Here is a 15,972-nt window from a genome sequence, read left to right as displayed (position 1 = left end):
CCCGGGAAAGGTAATACCCGCATGCACGACCTCATCCTGCGCGGCGGCACCCTGCACGACGGGTTCGGCTCGCCCGGCCGCACCGCGGACGTGGCCGTCGCCGTCGGCCGCGTCACCGCGACCGGCCGCGACCTCGGCCGGGCCGCCCGCGTGGTGGACGTGCGCGGGGGCCGGGCGTGAGCGGCCAGGGCCGGGTGACGCTCGGCGTGCTGCTCGACAGCCTCGGCGCGGAGACGGTGAGCGCGCTGTGCCTGCCGGCCGGCCGCCAGGCGATGGTGGGCGCGCCGGTCATCCACGGCTCCGACGAGCCGATGGCCGCCTACGCCGGGGCGCTGCTGCTGGCCACCGGCAGGCCGGAGCCGTCCCTGCTGGAGAGCGCGGCCGGGGCGGGCGTGAGCGCGGTCGTCGTCCGGGCCGGGATCGGCGACGCCGCCGCGCTCACCGAGGCGGCCCGCGGCGCGGGCGTGGCGCTGCTGGCCGCCGCCCCCGGCCTGGCCTGGGGCCAGCTCTACGCCCTGGTGGACGCCCTGCTCGCGCTCGTCGCCCCGGCCGCGGACCTGGGCGGCGGCCAGGCGGGCGACCTGTTCGCGCTGGCCAACCAGGTCGCCGCCCGCGTCGGCGGCGCGGTGGCCATCGAGGACCTGGCCATGCGCGTCCTGGCCTACTCCACGATCGGCCAGCCGATCGACGACCTGCGCAGGGAGGGCATCCTCGGCCGGCGCGTGCCCGAGCACCCGACGAACGCCGAGGAGTACGCCGCCGTCCTGCGCTGCGAGGAGGCCGTGTGGAGCCACGAGCCGCGCGAGTACCTGCCCCGGCTGGCCATCGCGGTCCGCGCCAGGGGCGAGGCGCTCGGCACGATCTGGGCCATCCAGGCGGACGAGCCGCTCGCGCCCGATGCCGCCGCCGTGCTGGCCGAGGCCGCCAGGACCGCCGCCCCGCACCTGGCCCGCCTCAGCCTGGCCGCCGACGAGGCCCGCCGGACCAGGGACGAGTGGGTGGGCCGGCTGCTGCGCGGCGCGGGCCCGGCCGGTGAGCTGGCCGCCTCCTTCGGCCTGCGCCCGGACGAGCCGGTCAGGGTCGTGGCCGCCGGGGACCCGGCCGGGCGGACCGACGTCTTCGCCGCCACGCACGCCGCCGACCTGCTGCGCACCGCCTACGCCGTCTACCGGATCAGGGCCGCCGTCGGCGCCGTGGACGGCCGGACGTACGCGATCGTGGCGGCCGGCGCCGGGACCGCGCTGCTGCGCCGCGTCACCGCCGAGACGCTCGGCCGCATCACCGACCGGCTCGGCGGGCACTGGCGGGCGGGCGTCGGACGGGTCACGGCCTCGCTCGCGCAGGTCCCCGCCGCCGCCCGGCAGGCCGACGAGGCCCTGCGCGCGATGGGCGGCCCGTTCGCGGGCGGCGAGGTGGGCCTGCACGAGGAGCTGGCCGCCGCGCTGTTCCTGCTGGACGCGGCCGCCTCGATGCGGTCCGGCCCGGCGCTGACGGGCGAGCCGCTGTCCCTGGTGGCCGAGCACGACGCCGGGCACGGCACCGACTACGTCCGCAGCCTGCGGGCCTGGCTGGCCGCCCACTACGACGTGCCCAGGGCGGCCGAGGCGTTGTCGCTGCACCCCAACACGCTCAGGTACCGGCTGCGCCGCATCGGCGAGCTGATCGCGCTCGACGAGCCGGACGTCCGGCTCGTGCTGGGCCTTCAGCTGCGGCTGGCCGAGATCGGGGCGTCCGGCACGGGCGGCGGTCAGAGCCCGGCGTCCGGCACAAACAGCGGCGGCTGAAGTTGGGCTTGCGCGCCAACGATCCGGCGGCGGTCCGGCGGAATGCTGGTGCCATGCTCGAAATCCGCATCCTCCACGGGACCTCCGAGTTCCAGGCCGCCGACCGGCTGCTGCGCCGCGTCTGGAACACCAGGGCGGGCGACGACCCGCCGGTGGCCGTCGACCTCATGTGCGCCCTTGAGCACACCGGCGGCTACGTCGGCGGCGCCTTCCTCGACGGCTCGCTCGTCGCGGCCGCCTCCGGGTTCCTCGCCGAGGGGGGCAGCCTGCACTCCCACGTCGTGGGCGTGGCCGCCGAGGCGCGGGGCCGGGGGATCGGCCAGGCGATCAAGGCGCACCAGCGCGCGTGGGCCGCCGAACGCGGCCTGAACTCCATCTCCTGGACCTTCGACCCGCTCGTGCGCCGCAACGCCTTCTTCAACCTCACCCGGCTCGGCGCGCGGGCCGAACGGTACGTGCCCGACTTCTACGGGCCGATGAACGACGGCATCAACGGCGGCGACGTCACCGACCGCCTGTTCGCCCACTGGCCCGTCGACCCGGCCCCTTCTCCGGAGCGGTCGGTCCCGGGCGGGACCGGGAAGGCCGAGGTGATCCTCGACGAGACCGGGGCGCCGCGCGAGCCGGGCGGCGCGGCCGTGCTGCGCTGCGCCACGCCCGCCGACGCCGAGCGGCTGCGGCGCGAGCAGCCCGCGGAGGCCGCGCGGTGGCGGGCCGCCCAGCGGGCCGCCCTGGGCGGCGCGCTCGCCCGCGGCTACCGGATCGCCGCCTTCACCATGGACGGCTGGTACGTGCTGGAGCGCGCGGCATGAGGATCGCCGAAGCCGAGCTGCGCACGGTCGCGCTGCCCCTGATCACCCCGTTCCGCACCTCGCTCGGCACGCAGACCGTGCGCCGGGCGCTGCTGGTGCGGGTGCGCGGCGCCGAGGGGGAGGAGGGCTGGAGCGAGTGCGTGGCCGAGGACGAGCCCACCTACAGCCCCGAGTACCTGGAGGGCGCGGCCGACCTCATCCGCCGTTTCCTGCTGCCCGCCCTGTTCGCGGTGCCGCGCCTCGAACCGGCCGGCGTCGCGCCCGCGCTGGCGCACCTGCGCGGCCATCCGATGGCCAAGGCCGCCGTCGAGACGGCCGTCCTGGACGCCGTGCTCAGGGCGCGCGGCCTGTCGCTGGCCGCCCACCTGGGAGGGGTGCGGTCCAGCGTGCGCGTCGGCGTGTCCGTCGGCATCGCGGACACCCTCGACGACCTGCTCGACACCGTGGACCGGCACGTCGGCGCCGGGTACGCCCGGATCAAGCTCAAGATCGAGCCCGGCTGGGACCTGGAGCCGGTGCGGCTGGTGCGCGAGACGTTCGGCCCGGGCCTGATGCTCACCGCCGACGCCAACACCGCCTACACCCCCGCCGACGCCCGCCACCTGGCCCGCCTGGACGCCTACGGCCTGACCCTGCTGGAGCAGCCCTTCGCCCCGGACGACCTGGACGGCCACGCCCGGCTCGCCGCCCGCATGGACACCCCGATCTGCCTGGACGAGTCGATCACCTCGGCCCGATCCGCGACCGCCGCGATCAGGGCGCGCGCCTGCTCGATCATCAACATCAAGCCCGGCCGGGTCGGCGGCTACCTGGAGGCCCGCCGGATCCACGACCTGGCCCTGGCCGCGGACGTGCCGGTGTGGTGCGGCGGGATGCTGGAGACCGGGCTCGGCCGGACGGCGAACCTCGCGCTGGCCAGCCTGCCCGGCTTCACGCTGCCGGGCGACATCTCGGCGACCGCCCGCTACTACGAGCGTGACATCACCGCGCCGATCGAGCTGACCGGCGACTCCATCGCGGTGCCCGACGGCCCCGGCGTCGGCGTCACGCCGGACCCGGACGCGCTGGCGGCCTTCACCACCGACCCGCCCGTCCGCGTCACCCCCGCCGGGTGAGCCGGCCGGGCGTGGGCTGACCGGACGTCGTCACTCCTGCTCGGTGAGGTGGTCGAGCAGGACCTGGCTGATGTCGGCGAGTTGCCGCAGCTGTTCCGCGGTGAGCAGGTCGACCAGGTGCTCACGGACGCTGGCCACGTGCTTCGGGGCGGCCGCCCGGAGCGCGGCGTGCCCGTCGTCGGTGAGCACCGCCAGCCACCCGCGCCGGTCGCCGGCGTAGTGCTCCCGGCGCACCCACCCCTTCTGCTCCAGCTTGTTGACCGCGTGCGAGATGCGGCTCGGCTTGGAGTTGGTCCACTGCGCCAGCTCGCTCATGCGCATCGTGCGCCCGGGGGCCTCCGACAGCAGGACGAGCAGCTCGTAGTAGGTGGGCGGCATGTCGGCGGCCGCCATCAGGTCGCGTTCCAGGCGGTCGGTCAGCAGGCGGGTGGCCAGCCCGAACCTGCGCCACGCCTGCTGTTCGTCGTCGTTGAGCCAGCGGGTCATGCCCCGATCGTACTGGAAGGTTGCGTGCTGAAATAAATCTATGTACTGTCGTGCCGAATCTTCCAGTACTGAACTAATTGGAGCGCGACATGTACCCCAGCGAGCTGAGCGGCGACTACACCTTCGACCCGGCCCACAGCCGGTTCGGGTTCGTCGCCCGCCACGCCATGGTGACCAAGGTGCGCGGCAGCATCCCCGTCCTTGAGGCCACCGCCCGCCTGGACGCGGCGAACCCGGCGGCCTCCGCCGTCCGCGTGGTGCTCGACGTGGCCGGCATCCAGACCGGCAACCAGATGCGCGACGGCCACCTGCGCACCGGCGACTTCCTCGACGCCGCCGCCCACCCGCACATCGTCTTCGAGTCCACGTCCGTCAAGCACGCGGGCGGCGACAGCTTCGAGGTGACCGGCGACCTGACGATCCGGGGGGTGACCCGGCAGGTCACCGTCCCGCTCGACTACACCGGTACCGCCGTCGACGCCCAGGGCGTGACCAGGGTCGGCTTCGAGGGCGGCACGGCGATCAACCGCAAGGACTTCGGCATGACGTACAACGCCGCGCTGGAGACCGGCGGCGTGATGATCTCCGACCGGATCGCCCTGGAGTTCGACGTCTCCGCCGTCAGGGCCGCCTGACCGCCCGCCCGGGGTCTCTCAGCGTCCCAGCCAGGCGTCCAGACGGGCCAGCAGCTGCGCTGTCGGGATCCTGCCGCCCGTCGATCCGGCGTGCACGGCCCGGCAGGGCGCGCGCCAGACCCGCACCTCGGCGACGGCGCCGGTGAAGTCGCCCACCCACACCACGTCGAGGGCGGCCGGGCGGGTGAACCTGCCGAGCCCGCAGTCGGTGGCATTGATGACGCTCTCCGTTCCGCCACGGTCGGTCACCGTGTCCACGGCCGTCGAGACGTTGAGCAGCGACCGCACGGATTCGAGATCATCCGGGACGTGGGCCTGGGCCCGTAACCGCAGCACGTCCCCGTCGAGCCGGTACCGGCAGGCGGCGGCGGCCGACAGCGGGCTGGGCAGGAGGGCGCGCCACCGGAAGCCGCGGTTGGCGGCGACGTCGTCGCGCGGCCGACCGCGCGGGCGGGTCAGGTCGATGTCGGCGACCGGCAGCGCGGCCGCGCACCCGGGAAGCGCCACGGGCGCCGGCCGCGCCTCCAGCTGCGCCCGGTAACGGCGGAGGAAGCCCTCGCTCGGATCGCCGAACCGCGTCCGGCCCGCGTACCGGGCGGTCCCGCAGTTGCGATCGACCAGCACGACGGCGGGCCGGCGCACGTCCCCGTAGTGCACGACGAAGGACAGGCTCGTGCCGTAGCCGACCGCGTTGCAGATCTCGCCGAGGCGGAGGTCGTCGCCCAGGACGCGGCCCTTGGCCGACTCGCGCCGGCGCAGCTCGGCCTCCAGCGCGTCGCGCGTGGGCAGGCTGTTGAGCTCGGAGACCATCGCGCCGACCCCGGCGGTGAGCCTCCTGACCGGCACCGTCGCCAGCCCTTGCGACGACGGCAGGGGCAGCTCGCACATCGTCACCGACACCGCGCCGTCGGCGGGCACCAGCTCCCCGGGCCGGTCACCGCGCTCCCACCCGCCGGCGGTCGAGATCGGGCAGCCATCGGCTCCGAGCCGCGGGCCCAGGGCGTTCAGCGGAAAGGCGGCGGCAGCCGCCAGCACCAGCGCGACCACGCCCGCGACCACCCGGCCGACGCGCAGCAACATGACAGCAATGTACGCGCCGTAAGCCGGTCGGACCGCCCTTCCGGGAGCACTGCTTCACCGGGAGGGCTGTCCGGTGCCGTCGTGCCGGTGGGCGGCGGCGTCGGTGCGGGCGCCGGACAGGATGGCGTCGAGCAGGCCGGGGTAGCGGGCGTCCAGGTCTTCGCGCCGCAGGACGAGCAGGTTCTCCCGGCCCGACGGCTGCTGCCAGATCACCCCGCTGTCGCGCAACACCCGCCAATGGTGGGTCATGGTCGACTTCGCGGTGATCCCCAGCGTGTTCAGCACGCTGGTGCAGTTGTGCTCACCCCCGGCGTCGAGGATGCGGACGACGGACAGCCGCACGCCGTTCCCCAGCGCGGACAGCACGTCTTCGACCCGGATCTGATCACGGTCGGGATGACGGAAGGCCATGGTCCAACTGTACCGCGACTGTCGAACAGTCCCCCCTGGTCTGGCATAGTACGACCGTACGTAAATCATCGTACGATCGTTTCGTGCGGCGGGCTTCCGCGTGCCCGCTCACCGGCTCCCACCGAAGGGCGTTCCATGTCCACACCATCCACGCTGCCCGCGTCCGTCGCGGACGGCGTCAAGCCCCGGCTCGGCTGGACCCTGGCGCTGCTCGCCCTGGCCCAGCTCATCTACGCGCTCGACCTCAACATCGTCTTCGTCGCGCTCCCGCGGATCGGCGCCGACCTCGGCTTCCCCGGCCAGACCCAGCAGCTCGTGGTCAGCGCGTACGTCGTCTTCGCCGGCGGCTTCCTGCTGTTCGGCGGACGGGCGGCCGACCTGCTCGGCCGCCGCCGCGTCTTCGTGCTCGCCCTGGCCCTCTACGCGCTGTCCTCGCTGGCGGGCGGGCTGGCCGCGGGCCCCGTCGTCATCATCGTCGCCCGCGCGGTGCAGGGCGTCGGCGGGGCGCTGCTGCTGCCCTCGACATTGGCGCTGCTCAACAGCCTGTTCGCCGAGGGGCGGCCGCGCAACCGGGCGCTGGCCGTCTGGGGCGGCGCGGGCGCCAGCGGGCTGACGATCGGCGCGCTGCTCGGCGGCGTCCTCACCGAGAACTTCGGCTGGCCCGCCGTCTTCTTCGTCAACGTCCCCCTGGCCGGGCTGGTCGCGGTGGCCGCCCTGGCCGTCGTCCCGCGTGACCCGGCCAGGCGGGAACGACGCAAGTTCGACATGCCGGGGGCGCTCACCGTGACCGGCGGGGCCACGCTGCTGGTCTTCGCCCTGGTCGAGGGGCCCGAGCTGGGCTGGGGCAGCCCCCTGGTCGCGGGCGCCTTCGCGGTGGCCGCCGTGCTGCTGGTGATCTTCGCGCTGGTCGAGGCCCGCAGCGCGGACCCGCTCATGCCGTTCCGGCTGTTCCGCAACCGCAGCCTGACCGTCGGCATGCTGGTCACCTTCGTCTACATGGCCACGTTCGGCGTCCTGCCGTACTTCCTCACCGTGCTGCTGCAGAGCGTCCACGGCTACAGCGCCCTGCAGAGCGGGCTGGCCTTCCTCGTCCCGTCGCTGGCCATCGCCGCCGGCACCCAGGGCGGCGAACGCCTGGCCACCCGGATCGGCACCCGTGCCACGCTGCTGATCGGCTTCGCCGTCGGCGTCGCCGGGACCGCCGTCCTGGCCCTCGGCTTCGACGCCGACGCCGGGTACGGCCTGCTGATCCCCGGTCTCGTCGTCTCCGGCCTGGGTCAGGGCGTCGTCTGGACCGCCATGTGGATCGCCGCCGCCACCGGCACCCCCGCCCACGAGCAGGGCGTCGCCAACGGCATCGCCTCCACCGCGCTCAACATCGGCAACGCCATCGGCCTGGCCGTCTTCACCGTCATCGCCGACCTCGGCACCGCGGGCAGGACCGGCCATGCGCTGCGCGCGGCCACGGCGGACGGCGAGTACCTGGTCGTCCTGCTCACGGCGGCGGTGATGATCGCCGGCCTCCTGGTCACCCTCACCCTGCCCCGCCGCACCCCCGACCCGACCCCCTGACGGTCGGCCCCCTGACCGCCTGCCCCTGACCGCCTTTCCCGCTGACGCGCGCCCCGGCCGCCGCGAGCACCGCACCGGTGCATGCGGCGGCCGGGGCGTCCGCGCCCGCCGGGCCGCCGTTCAGTGCTGGTGCGCCTCTTCCAGGGACGCCCCCGCCAGCCGGGCCCTGACCGCCCCGGTGAAGGCGGGGCACTCGAAGACGTTCTCGTGCGGACAGGCCATGCCGTGCGCGATGGCGGTGCGCGCCACCTGGGCGCGGGCGATGCGCTCGTCCAGCTCGGCGAGTTTGCGCCGGTACAGCTCCCGCCACCCGTCGCCCGGCTCGGACCGGGCCGCGATGAACGTCCTGACCTCGCGCAACGCGAGGCCGACCTCGCGCAGCAGCAGGATCACCGCGACCCGCTCGGCCGCCGACGGCGGATACCGCCGCTGCCCCGAGACACGCTCGGGCGCCGGGATCAGCCCGAGCTCCTCCCAGTAGCGCAGCGCGGAGGTGGCGACCCCGGTGCGTTCGGCCAGCTCGCCGATCGTCAACTGCTCATCCATGGGACCGCAAGCATACGTGAGCCCGCCGCCCTGGATCATGCCCCGTCAGGCGGCCCGGCGACTGCCGGCGTCCCGTGTTGACAGTGGCCTACCCCTCTCCTAATCTCATCTTTAGAGAAGATAAATCTTTGAAGAAGCAAATGCTTTCGAGAAGCTACCTGGGGAAGGGCAACGACCATGAGCAACACCCTCACCGCCGCCGACGCCGCCGCCATCACCTCCGTGCTCGACCGGCTCGCCGACGCCTGGAACCGGGCCGACGGCGGCGCGTACGGCGACCTGTTCACCGAGGACGCCACCTACATCACCTACGTCGGCACCCTCTACACCGGCGCCCGTGAGATCGGCGAGGCCCACCAGGCGCTGTTCGACAGCTTCGTCAAGGGCACCAGGCTGGCCAGCGAGACCGTCGGCATCCGCCTCGCCGGCCCCGGCACCGCGCTCGTCATCACCCGCGGCGACACCTACAAGGGCAGGCCCGGCAAGCTGCACAAGATCCAGACCTACACGATGGTCCGGCAGCCGGACGGCGACTGGAAGATCGCCGCCTTCCAGAACACCAAGCACCAGGCCCTCATGGAGGCCATCTCCTTCACGTTCCAGCCCGCCAGCAAGCCTGCCGCCCACGCCTGAGACCCTCACCGCCCCGCACCACGGAAGATGGCCCGCTCATGACCTCCCGCGTCTCGATCGGCGCGAGCGAACGCCTGGGCGCCCGTACGTCCCGCGCCGACCTGGCCGCCTTCGTCGTCGGCCACCTCGACGACCCGCGGACCTACCGCCTGCCCGTCGCCGTCTCCTCCTGAGCGCGGCCCCCGCCTCACCGCCCCGGCGGAGGGGCGAAGGCGCCGGCCGCGGCGGCGAGCACGGCCGTCCGCGCCGCCTGCTCCGGCAGGTCCGGGTCGGGGGGCGTGCGGAGGAGCACCAGGTGGTGGTAGAGCGGCGCGGTGGCGGCGACGAGCAGCCGCCGCGCGTCGGTGCCGGCCGGCAGCTCGCCCCGCTCGACCGCCCGCCTGACGATGACCTCGCAGCGGGTGTACCGGTCCTCCCAGAGCCGCCGCACGCCGCGGGCGGCCTCCTCCGAGCGGAACGAGGCGGCGATCAGGGCCGCGGCGATCGACGGCTGCGCGGTCATGGCCGCCTGGTTCTCGTGGTTGAGCGCCGCCAGGTCGCCCAGCAGGGAGCCGGTGTCCTGGGGCTGCCAGTCGTCGTCGCCGGTCGTCTCCAGGACGTCGGCGAGCAGGCCGCCGACGTCCCGCCAGCGCCGGTAGACCGTCGCGCGGTGCACGCCCGCGCGGGCCGCGACGGCGTCGAGGGTCAGCCCGTCGAAGCCGCGTTCCGCCAGCTCGGCGCGGACCGCGTCGAGGACCTGCGCGCGGATGCGACCGGTACGGCCACCCGGACGGCGGCGCGGCCCGGACGACGGGCCCTCGGGCGTCGTCGTTCCCTTACCCGTTTGCGAGGCGGACGTCGGCATGCCACCATCTTAATGTACAAGTTGTCGCATTAGCAGTGGCGGAAGGAAGAGATCCATGAATGCCCGCGGCCCCGCCGACCCCACCGTCCTGCACCCGATGCCCGCCCAGCCACGGGTGGTGCTGCTGCGGCCGCTGGTCAAGTCCCCGCTGATCGAGGTGGGGGAGTTCTCCTACTACGACGACCCCGACGACCCGACCGCGTTCGAGACCCGCAACGTGCTCTACCACTACGGCCCGGAGAAGCTGGTCATCGGCCGGTTCTGCGCCCTGGGCACCGGCGTGCGGTTCATCATGAACGGCGCCAACCACCGCATGGACGGCCCCTCGACCTTCCCCTTCCCCACCATGGGCGGCTCGTGGTCCGACCACTTCGACCTGCTCACCGGCCTGCCCAACCGCGGTGACACCGTCGTCGGCAACGACGTCTGGTTCGGCCACGGCGCGACGGTGCTGCCCGGCGTGCGCATCGGGCACGGCGCGATCATCGGCGCCGGTTCCGTGGTCACCTCCGACGTGCCCGACTACGGGATCGTCGGCGGCAACCCGGCCCGCCTCATCCGCACCCGCTACCCGGCCGACGACGTCGCCCGCCTGCTCGCGGTGGCCTGGTGGGACTGGCCCGCCGAGCACATCACCGAGCACGTGCGCACGATCATGTCGGGCAGCGTCGCCGACCTGGAGGCCGCCGCGCCGGGCGCGCGTCGCGCCTGACCGTCGTCCAGAGCCCGTCCCGCCGCGCAGAACCCGAAATGAGTGATTCGCCCATGTCCCGCCGCGCCCACATCGCCATGGTCGGCATCCCCGCCGTCAGCCACGTCCTGCCCAGCCTGGAGATCGTCCGCGAGCTGGTGGCCCGCGGCCACCGGGTGACGTACGCCAACGACCCGGCGGTCGCCGACCTGGTCACGGGCACCGGCGCCGAGCTGGTCCCGTGCACCTCGACGCTGCCGGTCGCCGACAACGACTGGCCCGACGACCCCATCGCGGCGATGAGCCTCTTCCTGGACGACGCCGTCCAGGCCCTCCCGCAGCTGCGCGCCGCCTACGACGACGACCCCGCCGACCTCTACCTGTACGACATCGGCGCCTACGCCGCGCGGGCCCTGGCCGAGACGCAGGGCCGTCCCCTGTTGCAGCTGTCGCCGACGTTCGTGGCCTGGAAGGGCTACCAGGAGGAGGTGGCGGCGCAGCTGTGGCGGCTGCCGGGGGCCGACGCCTACCGGGCCAGGTTCGCCGCCTGGCTCGCCGGGTCCGGCGCCACCACCACCGACGTCGACGCCTTCTCCGGCCGTCCGCCCCGCGCGCTGGCCCTGATCCCGCGGGCCATGCAGCCGCACGCCGACCAGGTCGACACCGCCACCGTGACCTTCGTCGGCCCCTGCCACGACCTGCGCGGGCAGGGCGGCTGGACCCGTCCGGACGACGCCGCGAACGTCCTGCTGATCTCCCTGGGGTCGGCCTACACCCGTCAGCCGGAGTTCTACCGCCGGTGCCTGGCGGCCTTCGGCGACCTGCCCGGCTGGCACGTCGTGCTGCAGATCGGCAAGTACACCGACGTGGGGGAGCTGGGCGAGATCCCGTCCAACGTCGAGGTGCACCCGTGGGTGCCGCAGCGGGCGATCCTCGACCAGGCCGACGCGTTCGTCACCCACGCGGGCATGGGCGGCTGCTGCGAAGGGCTGCTGGCGGGCGTGCCGATGATCGCCGTCCCGCAGGGCGCCGAGCAGTTCGCCAACGCCGACCGGCTCGTGGAGCTGGGCGTGGCCCGCCGCATCGACACCGCCGACGCCACGGCCGAGGCCCTGCGCGCCGCGCTGGCCGAGCTGACCGGCGACCCCGAGGTGGCCCGCCGCCTGACGCGCCTGCAGGCCGAGGCGCGGGCCGAGGGCGGCACCACCCGCGCCGCCGACCTCGTCGAGCAGATGCTCGGCTGAGCCGCCGGGCCGCGCGACGGTCGTGACCGGGTGAAGATCACGTGGTAGGTACTCTCGGCATGGAGTTCTTCTGCTACCACCGTGACCGTCCCGGATCTGGCCCCCTGCGCGGAGAGCTGGGGGAGGCGCACTGGTCCTACATGGACCGGTACGAAGCGGAGCTGATCGCCCGCGGCCCGACCTTCGACCGCGACACCGACGCGGCCACCGGCAGCGTGCACATCGTCGACCTGCCCGACCCCGCCGCCGCGCGGGCGTTCGCCTTCGACGAGCCCAACTATCAGGCCGGGGTCTACCGCGACGTGCTGCTCCGCCGCTGGCGCAACGTGCTCGGGCGCACCATGTGGGAGTTCCCCGGCGGCCGGCGGGGCGGCAACCGGTACCTGGTGCTGGGCCTCGGCTCCGGGCAGCCCGCCGACCTCGTCCCGCCGGCCGACGGCGACGAGCTGATCGCGTACGGGCCGCTGCTGTCCGACGACGGCGCCACCTGGGTCGGCACCGCGCTGCTGGTCCGCGCGCCGGACGCGGACGCGGCCCGCGCGGTCCTCACCGCCGACCGCTACGCCGGGATCGAGGTGCACGACTGGGAGTTCGGCGGCCGTCGATGACGACCGGCGGCCGCGCGACGGTCAGGGCGATGCCGGGGAACCGAAGCCGGTACCCATGACGATCTCCCGCAGGCGCGGCCGTGCGCTCGGCCGCGCTCCATTGACGGCTACCACTCGGCGAACGAGCCGTCCCGGTGCCGCCAGACCGGGTTGCGCCAGGCGTGCGACGACGCCTGGCGCACCGCCTTCTCGTCGACCTCGATGCCCAGGCCGGAACCCGTCGGGCGGTCGAGGTGGCCGTCGGTGAAGGTGAAGACCGAGCGGTCCACCAGGTAGTCGAGGAGTTCGCCGCCGTCGTGGTAGCCGATGCCCAGCGACTGCTCCTGGATGAGGAAGTTCGGGGTCGCGAAGTCGATCTGCAGGCAGGCGGCCAGAGCGATCGGGCCGAGGGGGCAGTGGGGAGCGAGGGTGACGTCCCAGGTCTCGGCCATCGCGGCGATCCGGCGGACCTCCGAGATGCCTCCGGCGTGCGACAGGTCCGGCTGGATCACCGCCACGCCCGTCGGGAGCACGTCGCGGAAGTCCCAGCGCGAGAACAGGCGCTCGCCGGTCGCGACGGGAATCGTGGTGGACTCCACCACTCGTCGCAGGTCGCGGGAGAACTCGGGAAGCACCGGCTCTTCGGCGAACAAGGGGGACAGCGGCTCGAGCAGCGGCAGCACCTTGCGCGAGGCCGCCGACGTGAAGCGGCCGTGCAGGTCGACGGCCAGATCGACGCCGTCGCCCACCGCGTCCCGCACCGCCGCGAAGCGGGCCACGATCCGGCTGGTGAGGGCCGGTGACGGGATCGGCGGCAGCCGGCCCTCCCAGGCGGCGAACTTCAGCGTGTCGAAGCCCGCCTCCACCCTGGCCACGGCGTTCTCGGCCAGTTCCGCGTCCGTGTCGCCGTGCGCCCACGTGTAGACCCTGGCCCGATCGCGCACCGGGCCGCCGAGCAGGTCGTAGACCGGCACGCCGAGAGCCTTGCCCTTGATGTCCCACAACGCCTGGTCGATCCCGGCGACCGCGCTGGACAGCACCGGGCCGCCCCGGTAGAAGCCGCCCTTCGACATCACCTGCCAGTGGTCCTCGATGCGGCCGGGGTCGGCGCCGGCCAGCGCCTCCATCAGCGTGTTCACGCAGGCGGCGACCGTCTCGGCGCGGCCCTCGACGATGGGCTCGCCCCAGCCGCTGACGCCCTCGTCGGTGTCGACGCGCAGGAACAGCCAGCGCGGGGTGACGACGAAGAGCTCGAAGCCGATGATCTTCACCGGAACACCTCGGGGTTGTCGCCGTGCAGGTTCCGGTGGAACGGGTCGCCCGGACCGATCTCGCCGGAACGCACCGGCTGCCCGGTGAGCGCCGACTTGTACATCGCCGTGATCAGCTCCAGCGCCCTGCGGCCGTCCTGGCCGCTGCCGCGTGGCCGCCGTCCGGCCCGCAGGTCGGCGATCAGGCCCCGGAGCTGGGCCAGGTGGGAGCTGGGCACGTCGTCGGGCGGCGGCCAGTCGAGACCGGTCACGCCGGGGGCGGGGGTGATCGTCCAGTTCTCGTTGGCGTAGCCGTACAGGTGGGTGAGCTCCAGGGTGGCGGCGGCGAGGTCGACCCGCAGGTGGCTGACCTGGCGCGGGGCCAGCGACGTGCTGACGACCGTGGCCAGCGCGCCGGAGTCGAAGCGGACCAGTGCGGTCGTCACGTCGTCGGTCCGCACGTCGCGGGCAAGCCTGGCGGCCATGCCGCGCACCTCGCTCCAGTCGCCGAGCAGTTCGAGCATGAGGTCGATCTGGTGGATGCCGAGGCCCATGGCGGGGCCGCCGCCCTCGGTCTCCCACCGGCCGCGCCACGGGACCGCGTAGTAGCCGGGGTCGCGGAACCAGGTGGTCTGGCAGTGCGCGACGTACGGCCGGCCGAGTGCGCCGCCGGAGATCAGCGCGCGGGCGTGCTGCGCGGCCGAGCCGAAACGCTGCTGGTAGACGACCGCGGCGTACGGGCCGCCGTCCCGCTCGGCCGCGGTGATCTCGTCGTACTCCGCCAGCGACAGGCACGGCGGCTTCTCGCACCAGGCCCACGCGCCCGCGCGCAGCGCGGCGACCACCTGGTCGCGGTGGAGCGCGGGCGGGCTGGCGATGTCGACGAGGTCGGGGCGCAGGTCCCGGAGCGTCGCGGCGAGGTCGTCCGAGGCATGCGGCACGGCCCACCGGCCGGCGAACGACCGGGCCGCCTCGACGGTGGCGTCGACGACCGCCACAACCTCGATATCAGCTGACATTTCGCGAAAAGTCGGCATGTGGGTGGAGTCGGCGATCTGACCGCCGCCCACCAGGACGACGCGAAGAGGGGAAGGCATGGGGGTACCTCGGGGGTTCAGGCGGTTTGGGCGGAGACCACGCGCAGATAGGCGGCGGCCGACTCGCGGGTGCGGATCTCGATCGGCAGCACCACGTGCTCGACCTCCGACGCCGTCTCGGGATGGTCGATGCGCTCGGCCAGCAGCCGCATCGCCCGCTCGCCCATCTCCCGCGACGGCAGGCGGGCGGCGGCGACCGTCAGCGGCAGCAGGTCGAACGGCCCCGCGTCGTCCATGCCGGCCAGCTCGACCTGGCCGGGCACCTCGACGCCCATCGCGGTGAGGTCGGAGGCCGCGTGCGCCAGCACGAACCCGTTGGCGCACAGCAGCACCGTCGGCGGCTCGCGCCGGTCGAGCAGCCCGGCCAGCATCTCCCGCCGCCGGTCCTCCGGCAGCCGCAGGTAGGTCTTGAGCGCGGTCAGCTCCGGCGAGACCGGCAGCCCGTGCTCGCGCAGCGACTGCACGTGCCCGGTGAGGCGCTCCTGCACGGAGGTGCAGTCGGTGGCGTCCCACAGCGCGGTGATGCGCCGGTGCCCCTGCCCGACGAGGTACTCGGTCAGCCGGTAGCCGATGGCGAAGTTGTCGAAGAGCACCGCGTCGGTCGGGGACTCGGGGTGGTAGCGGTCGACCATGACCAGCGGGACGCGCCGCCGCCGCAGCTCGGCCAGGGCGGGGGAGTCGTGGTGGGCGTCGACCGAGTACAGCGCGACGCCGCTGGCCTGGGTGTCGAGCGCCTGACGCAGCGCCTTCTCCTGGGCGGCCGGTGAGCCCTTGGTGTTGGACAGGAACATCCGGTAGCCGAGTTCGGCGCAGACCGACTCGATGCCGTCGATCACGTCGGAGTTGTGCGGCCCGTGCCCGTGCATGATGTAGGCGATGGAGCGCTCCCGCGCCGACTCGGCGGGGACGGGCCGGTCGGCCACGAACGTGCCGCGTCCGCGCCGGCGTACCAGGTAACCCTCGGTGACCAGCTCGTTGAGCGCGCGCACCGCGGTGGTGGTGCTCACTCCGAACCGCTCGCAGACCTCGCGCTGGCTGATGAACGGCTCGTCCTGCACGTACTCACCGCGCGAGATCGCCGCGACCAGATCCCGCTTGACCTGCTGGTAGAGCGGCTCCTGGCTGTCGGACGATTCGTTCATCCTGCCCCCATCTGTCCTATTCGTGATCGTTGACACGTTAACA

Annotated in this window: 19 protein-coding genes; 11 read left to right on the top strand and 8 right to left on the bottom strand. The window is 73.9% G+C overall.

Annotated features, from left to right (window positions below; translation table 11 throughout):
• The first annotated feature begins 21 nt into the window (after positions 1–21).
• From ABT158_RS19655 to menC, 4 genes are read left to right on the top strand one after another with little or no spacing between them, the layout of a single operon-like run.
• Entirely contained in the window at positions 22–180 is a 159-nt protein-coding gene (locus ABT158_RS19655; protein ID WP_352355183.1) for a hypothetical protein, read from the top strand.
• Positions 177–1,784: a PucR family transcriptional regulator gene (locus ABT158_RS19650; protein WP_352355181.1), complete on the top strand. Its 1,608-nt coding sequence runs from the start codon at positions 177–179 to the stop codon at positions 1,782–1,784. The genes ABT158_RS19655 and ABT158_RS19650 overlap by 4 nt, the downstream gene beginning before the upstream one ends.
• A gap of 53 nt (positions 1,785–1,837) precedes the next feature.
• A complete protein-coding gene (locus ABT158_RS19645) occupies positions 1,838–2,596 on the top strand; it encodes a GNAT family N-acetyltransferase (protein ID WP_352355179.1) in 759 nt (252 codons plus the stop codon).
• Entirely contained in the window at positions 2,593–3,711 is a 1,119-nt protein-coding gene (gene menC, locus ABT158_RS19640) for an o-succinylbenzoate synthase (protein ID WP_352355177.1), read from the top strand. Before ABT158_RS19645 ends, menC begins: the two co-directional genes overlap by 4 nt.
• A 30-nt stretch (positions 3,712–3,741) precedes the next feature.
• Here menC and ABT158_RS19635 read toward each other — a convergent pair whose 3' ends face one another.
• Positions 3,742–4,197 carry a MarR family winged helix-turn-helix transcriptional regulator gene (locus ABT158_RS19635; protein ID WP_352355175.1) on the bottom strand — a complete coding sequence of 152 codons (456 nt, stop codon included), beginning with the start codon at positions 4,195–4,197 and terminating at the stop codon, positions 3,742–3,744.
• A gap of 89 nt (positions 4,198–4,286) precedes the next feature.
• Between ABT158_RS19635 and ABT158_RS19630 the strand changes: the two genes are divergently transcribed.
• Positions 4,287–4,832, top strand: a complete 546-nt coding sequence (locus ABT158_RS19630; RefSeq protein ID WP_352355173.1) for a YceI family protein — start codon at positions 4,287–4,289, stop codon at positions 4,830–4,832.
• 18 nt (positions 4,833–4,850) lie between these two features.
• On the opposite strand, the gene ABT158_RS19625 is transcribed toward ABT158_RS19630, so the two are convergent.
• Both ABT158_RS19625 and ABT158_RS19620 read right to left on the bottom strand, forming a co-directional pair.
• Positions 4,851–5,912 carry a hypothetical protein gene (locus ABT158_RS19625; RefSeq protein ID WP_352355171.1) on the bottom strand — a complete coding sequence of 354 codons (1,062 nt, stop codon included), beginning with the start codon at positions 5,910–5,912 and terminating at the stop codon, positions 4,851–4,853.
• Positions 5,913–5,966: 54 nt separating this feature from the next.
• Positions 5,967–6,323, bottom strand: coding sequence for an ArsR/SmtB family transcription factor (locus ABT158_RS19620; RefSeq protein ID WP_352355169.1), 357 nt, complete (start codon positions 6,321–6,323; stop codon positions 5,967–5,969).
• A 135-nt stretch (positions 6,324–6,458) separates the two neighbouring features.
• Here ABT158_RS19620 and ABT158_RS19615 point away from each other — a divergent pair, with 135 nt between their 5' ends.
• Positions 6,459–7,895 carry an MFS transporter gene (locus ABT158_RS19615; protein ID WP_352355167.1) on the top strand — a complete coding sequence of 479 codons (1,437 nt, stop codon included), beginning with the start codon at positions 6,459–6,461 and terminating at the stop codon, positions 7,893–7,895.
• A gap of 120 nt (positions 7,896–8,015) precedes the next feature.
• Here the strand turns inward: ABT158_RS19615 and ABT158_RS19610 are convergent, their stop codons facing one another.
• On the bottom strand, positions 8,016–8,441 hold the full coding sequence (locus tag ABT158_RS19610) for a MerR family transcriptional regulator (protein WP_352355165.1): 426 nt from the start codon (positions 8,439–8,441) through the stop codon (positions 8,016–8,018).
• 177 nt (positions 8,442–8,618) lie between these two features.
• On the opposite strand from ABT158_RS19610, the gene ABT158_RS19605 reads away from it, so the two are divergent.
• Positions 8,619–9,074: an SgcJ/EcaC family oxidoreductase gene (locus ABT158_RS19605; protein WP_352355163.1), complete on the top strand. Its 456-nt coding sequence runs from the start codon at positions 8,619–8,621 to the stop codon at positions 9,072–9,074.
• A gap of 38 nt (positions 9,075–9,112) precedes the next feature.
• The gene (locus tag ABT158_RS19600) at positions 9,113–9,247 is read left to right on the top strand and encodes a hypothetical protein (protein ID WP_352355161.1); all 135 of its coding nucleotides are present in this window, start codon (positions 9,113–9,115) and stop codon (positions 9,245–9,247) included.
• A gap of 14 nt (positions 9,248–9,261) precedes the next feature.
• Here the strand turns inward: ABT158_RS19600 and ABT158_RS19595 are convergent, their stop codons facing one another.
• Positions 9,262–9,918, bottom strand: a complete 657-nt coding sequence (locus tag ABT158_RS19595) for a TetR/AcrR family transcriptional regulator (RefSeq protein ID WP_352355159.1) — start codon at positions 9,916–9,918, stop codon at positions 9,262–9,264.
• A 55-nt stretch (positions 9,919–9,973) separates the two neighbouring features.
• Here ABT158_RS19595 and ABT158_RS19590 point away from each other — a divergent pair, with 55 nt between their 5' ends.
• The 3 genes from ABT158_RS19590 to ABT158_RS19580 are packed head-to-tail and all read left to right on the top strand — an operon-like array spanning position 9,974 to position 12,461.
• Positions 9,974–10,630 carry a CatB-related O-acetyltransferase gene (locus ABT158_RS19590; RefSeq protein ID WP_352355157.1) on the top strand — a complete coding sequence of 219 codons (657 nt, stop codon included), beginning with the start codon at positions 9,974–9,976 and terminating at the stop codon, positions 10,628–10,630.
• A gap of 53 nt (positions 10,631–10,683) precedes the next feature.
• Complete coding sequence (locus ABT158_RS19585) at positions 10,684–11,853, top strand: macrolide family glycosyltransferase (protein WP_352355155.1); 1,170 nt, start codon at positions 10,684–10,686, stop codon at positions 11,851–11,853.
• Positions 11,854–11,894: 41 nt separating this feature from the next.
• The gene (locus ABT158_RS19580; protein ID WP_352355153.1) at positions 11,895–12,461 is read left to right on the top strand and encodes a YciI family protein; all 567 of its coding nucleotides are present in this window, start codon (positions 11,895–11,897) and stop codon (positions 12,459–12,461) included.
• Positions 12,462–12,568: 107 nt separating this feature from the next.
• Here ABT158_RS19580 and dgoD read toward each other — a convergent pair whose 3' ends face one another.
• The 3 genes from dgoD to ABT158_RS19565 are packed head-to-tail and all read right to left on the bottom strand — an operon-like array spanning position 12,569 to position 15,929.
• A complete protein-coding gene (dgoD, locus tag ABT158_RS19575) occupies positions 12,569–13,711 on the bottom strand; it encodes a galactonate dehydratase (RefSeq protein WP_352355151.1) in 1,143 nt (380 codons plus the stop codon).
• Entirely contained in the window at positions 13,708–14,787 is a 1,080-nt protein-coding gene (locus ABT158_RS19570) for a Gfo/Idh/MocA family protein (RefSeq protein ID WP_352355149.1), read from the bottom strand. The genes dgoD and ABT158_RS19570 overlap by 4 nt, the downstream gene beginning before the upstream one ends.
• Positions 14,788–14,804: 17 nt before the next feature.
• Complete coding sequence (locus ABT158_RS19565; RefSeq protein WP_352355147.1) at positions 14,805–15,929, bottom strand: LacI family DNA-binding transcriptional regulator; 1,125 nt, start codon at positions 15,927–15,929, stop codon at positions 14,805–14,807.
• Positions 15,930–15,972 lie beyond the last annotated feature (43 nt).

The organism is Nonomuraea sp. NPDC001636 (genome assembly GCF_040298265.1).
Classification (GTDB): Bacteria; Actinomycetota; Actinomycetes; order Streptosporangiales; family Streptosporangiaceae; genus Nonomuraea.
Note: the sequence above shows the minus strand (reverse complement) of the source record. Positions and strands in the feature narration are given on the sequence as shown.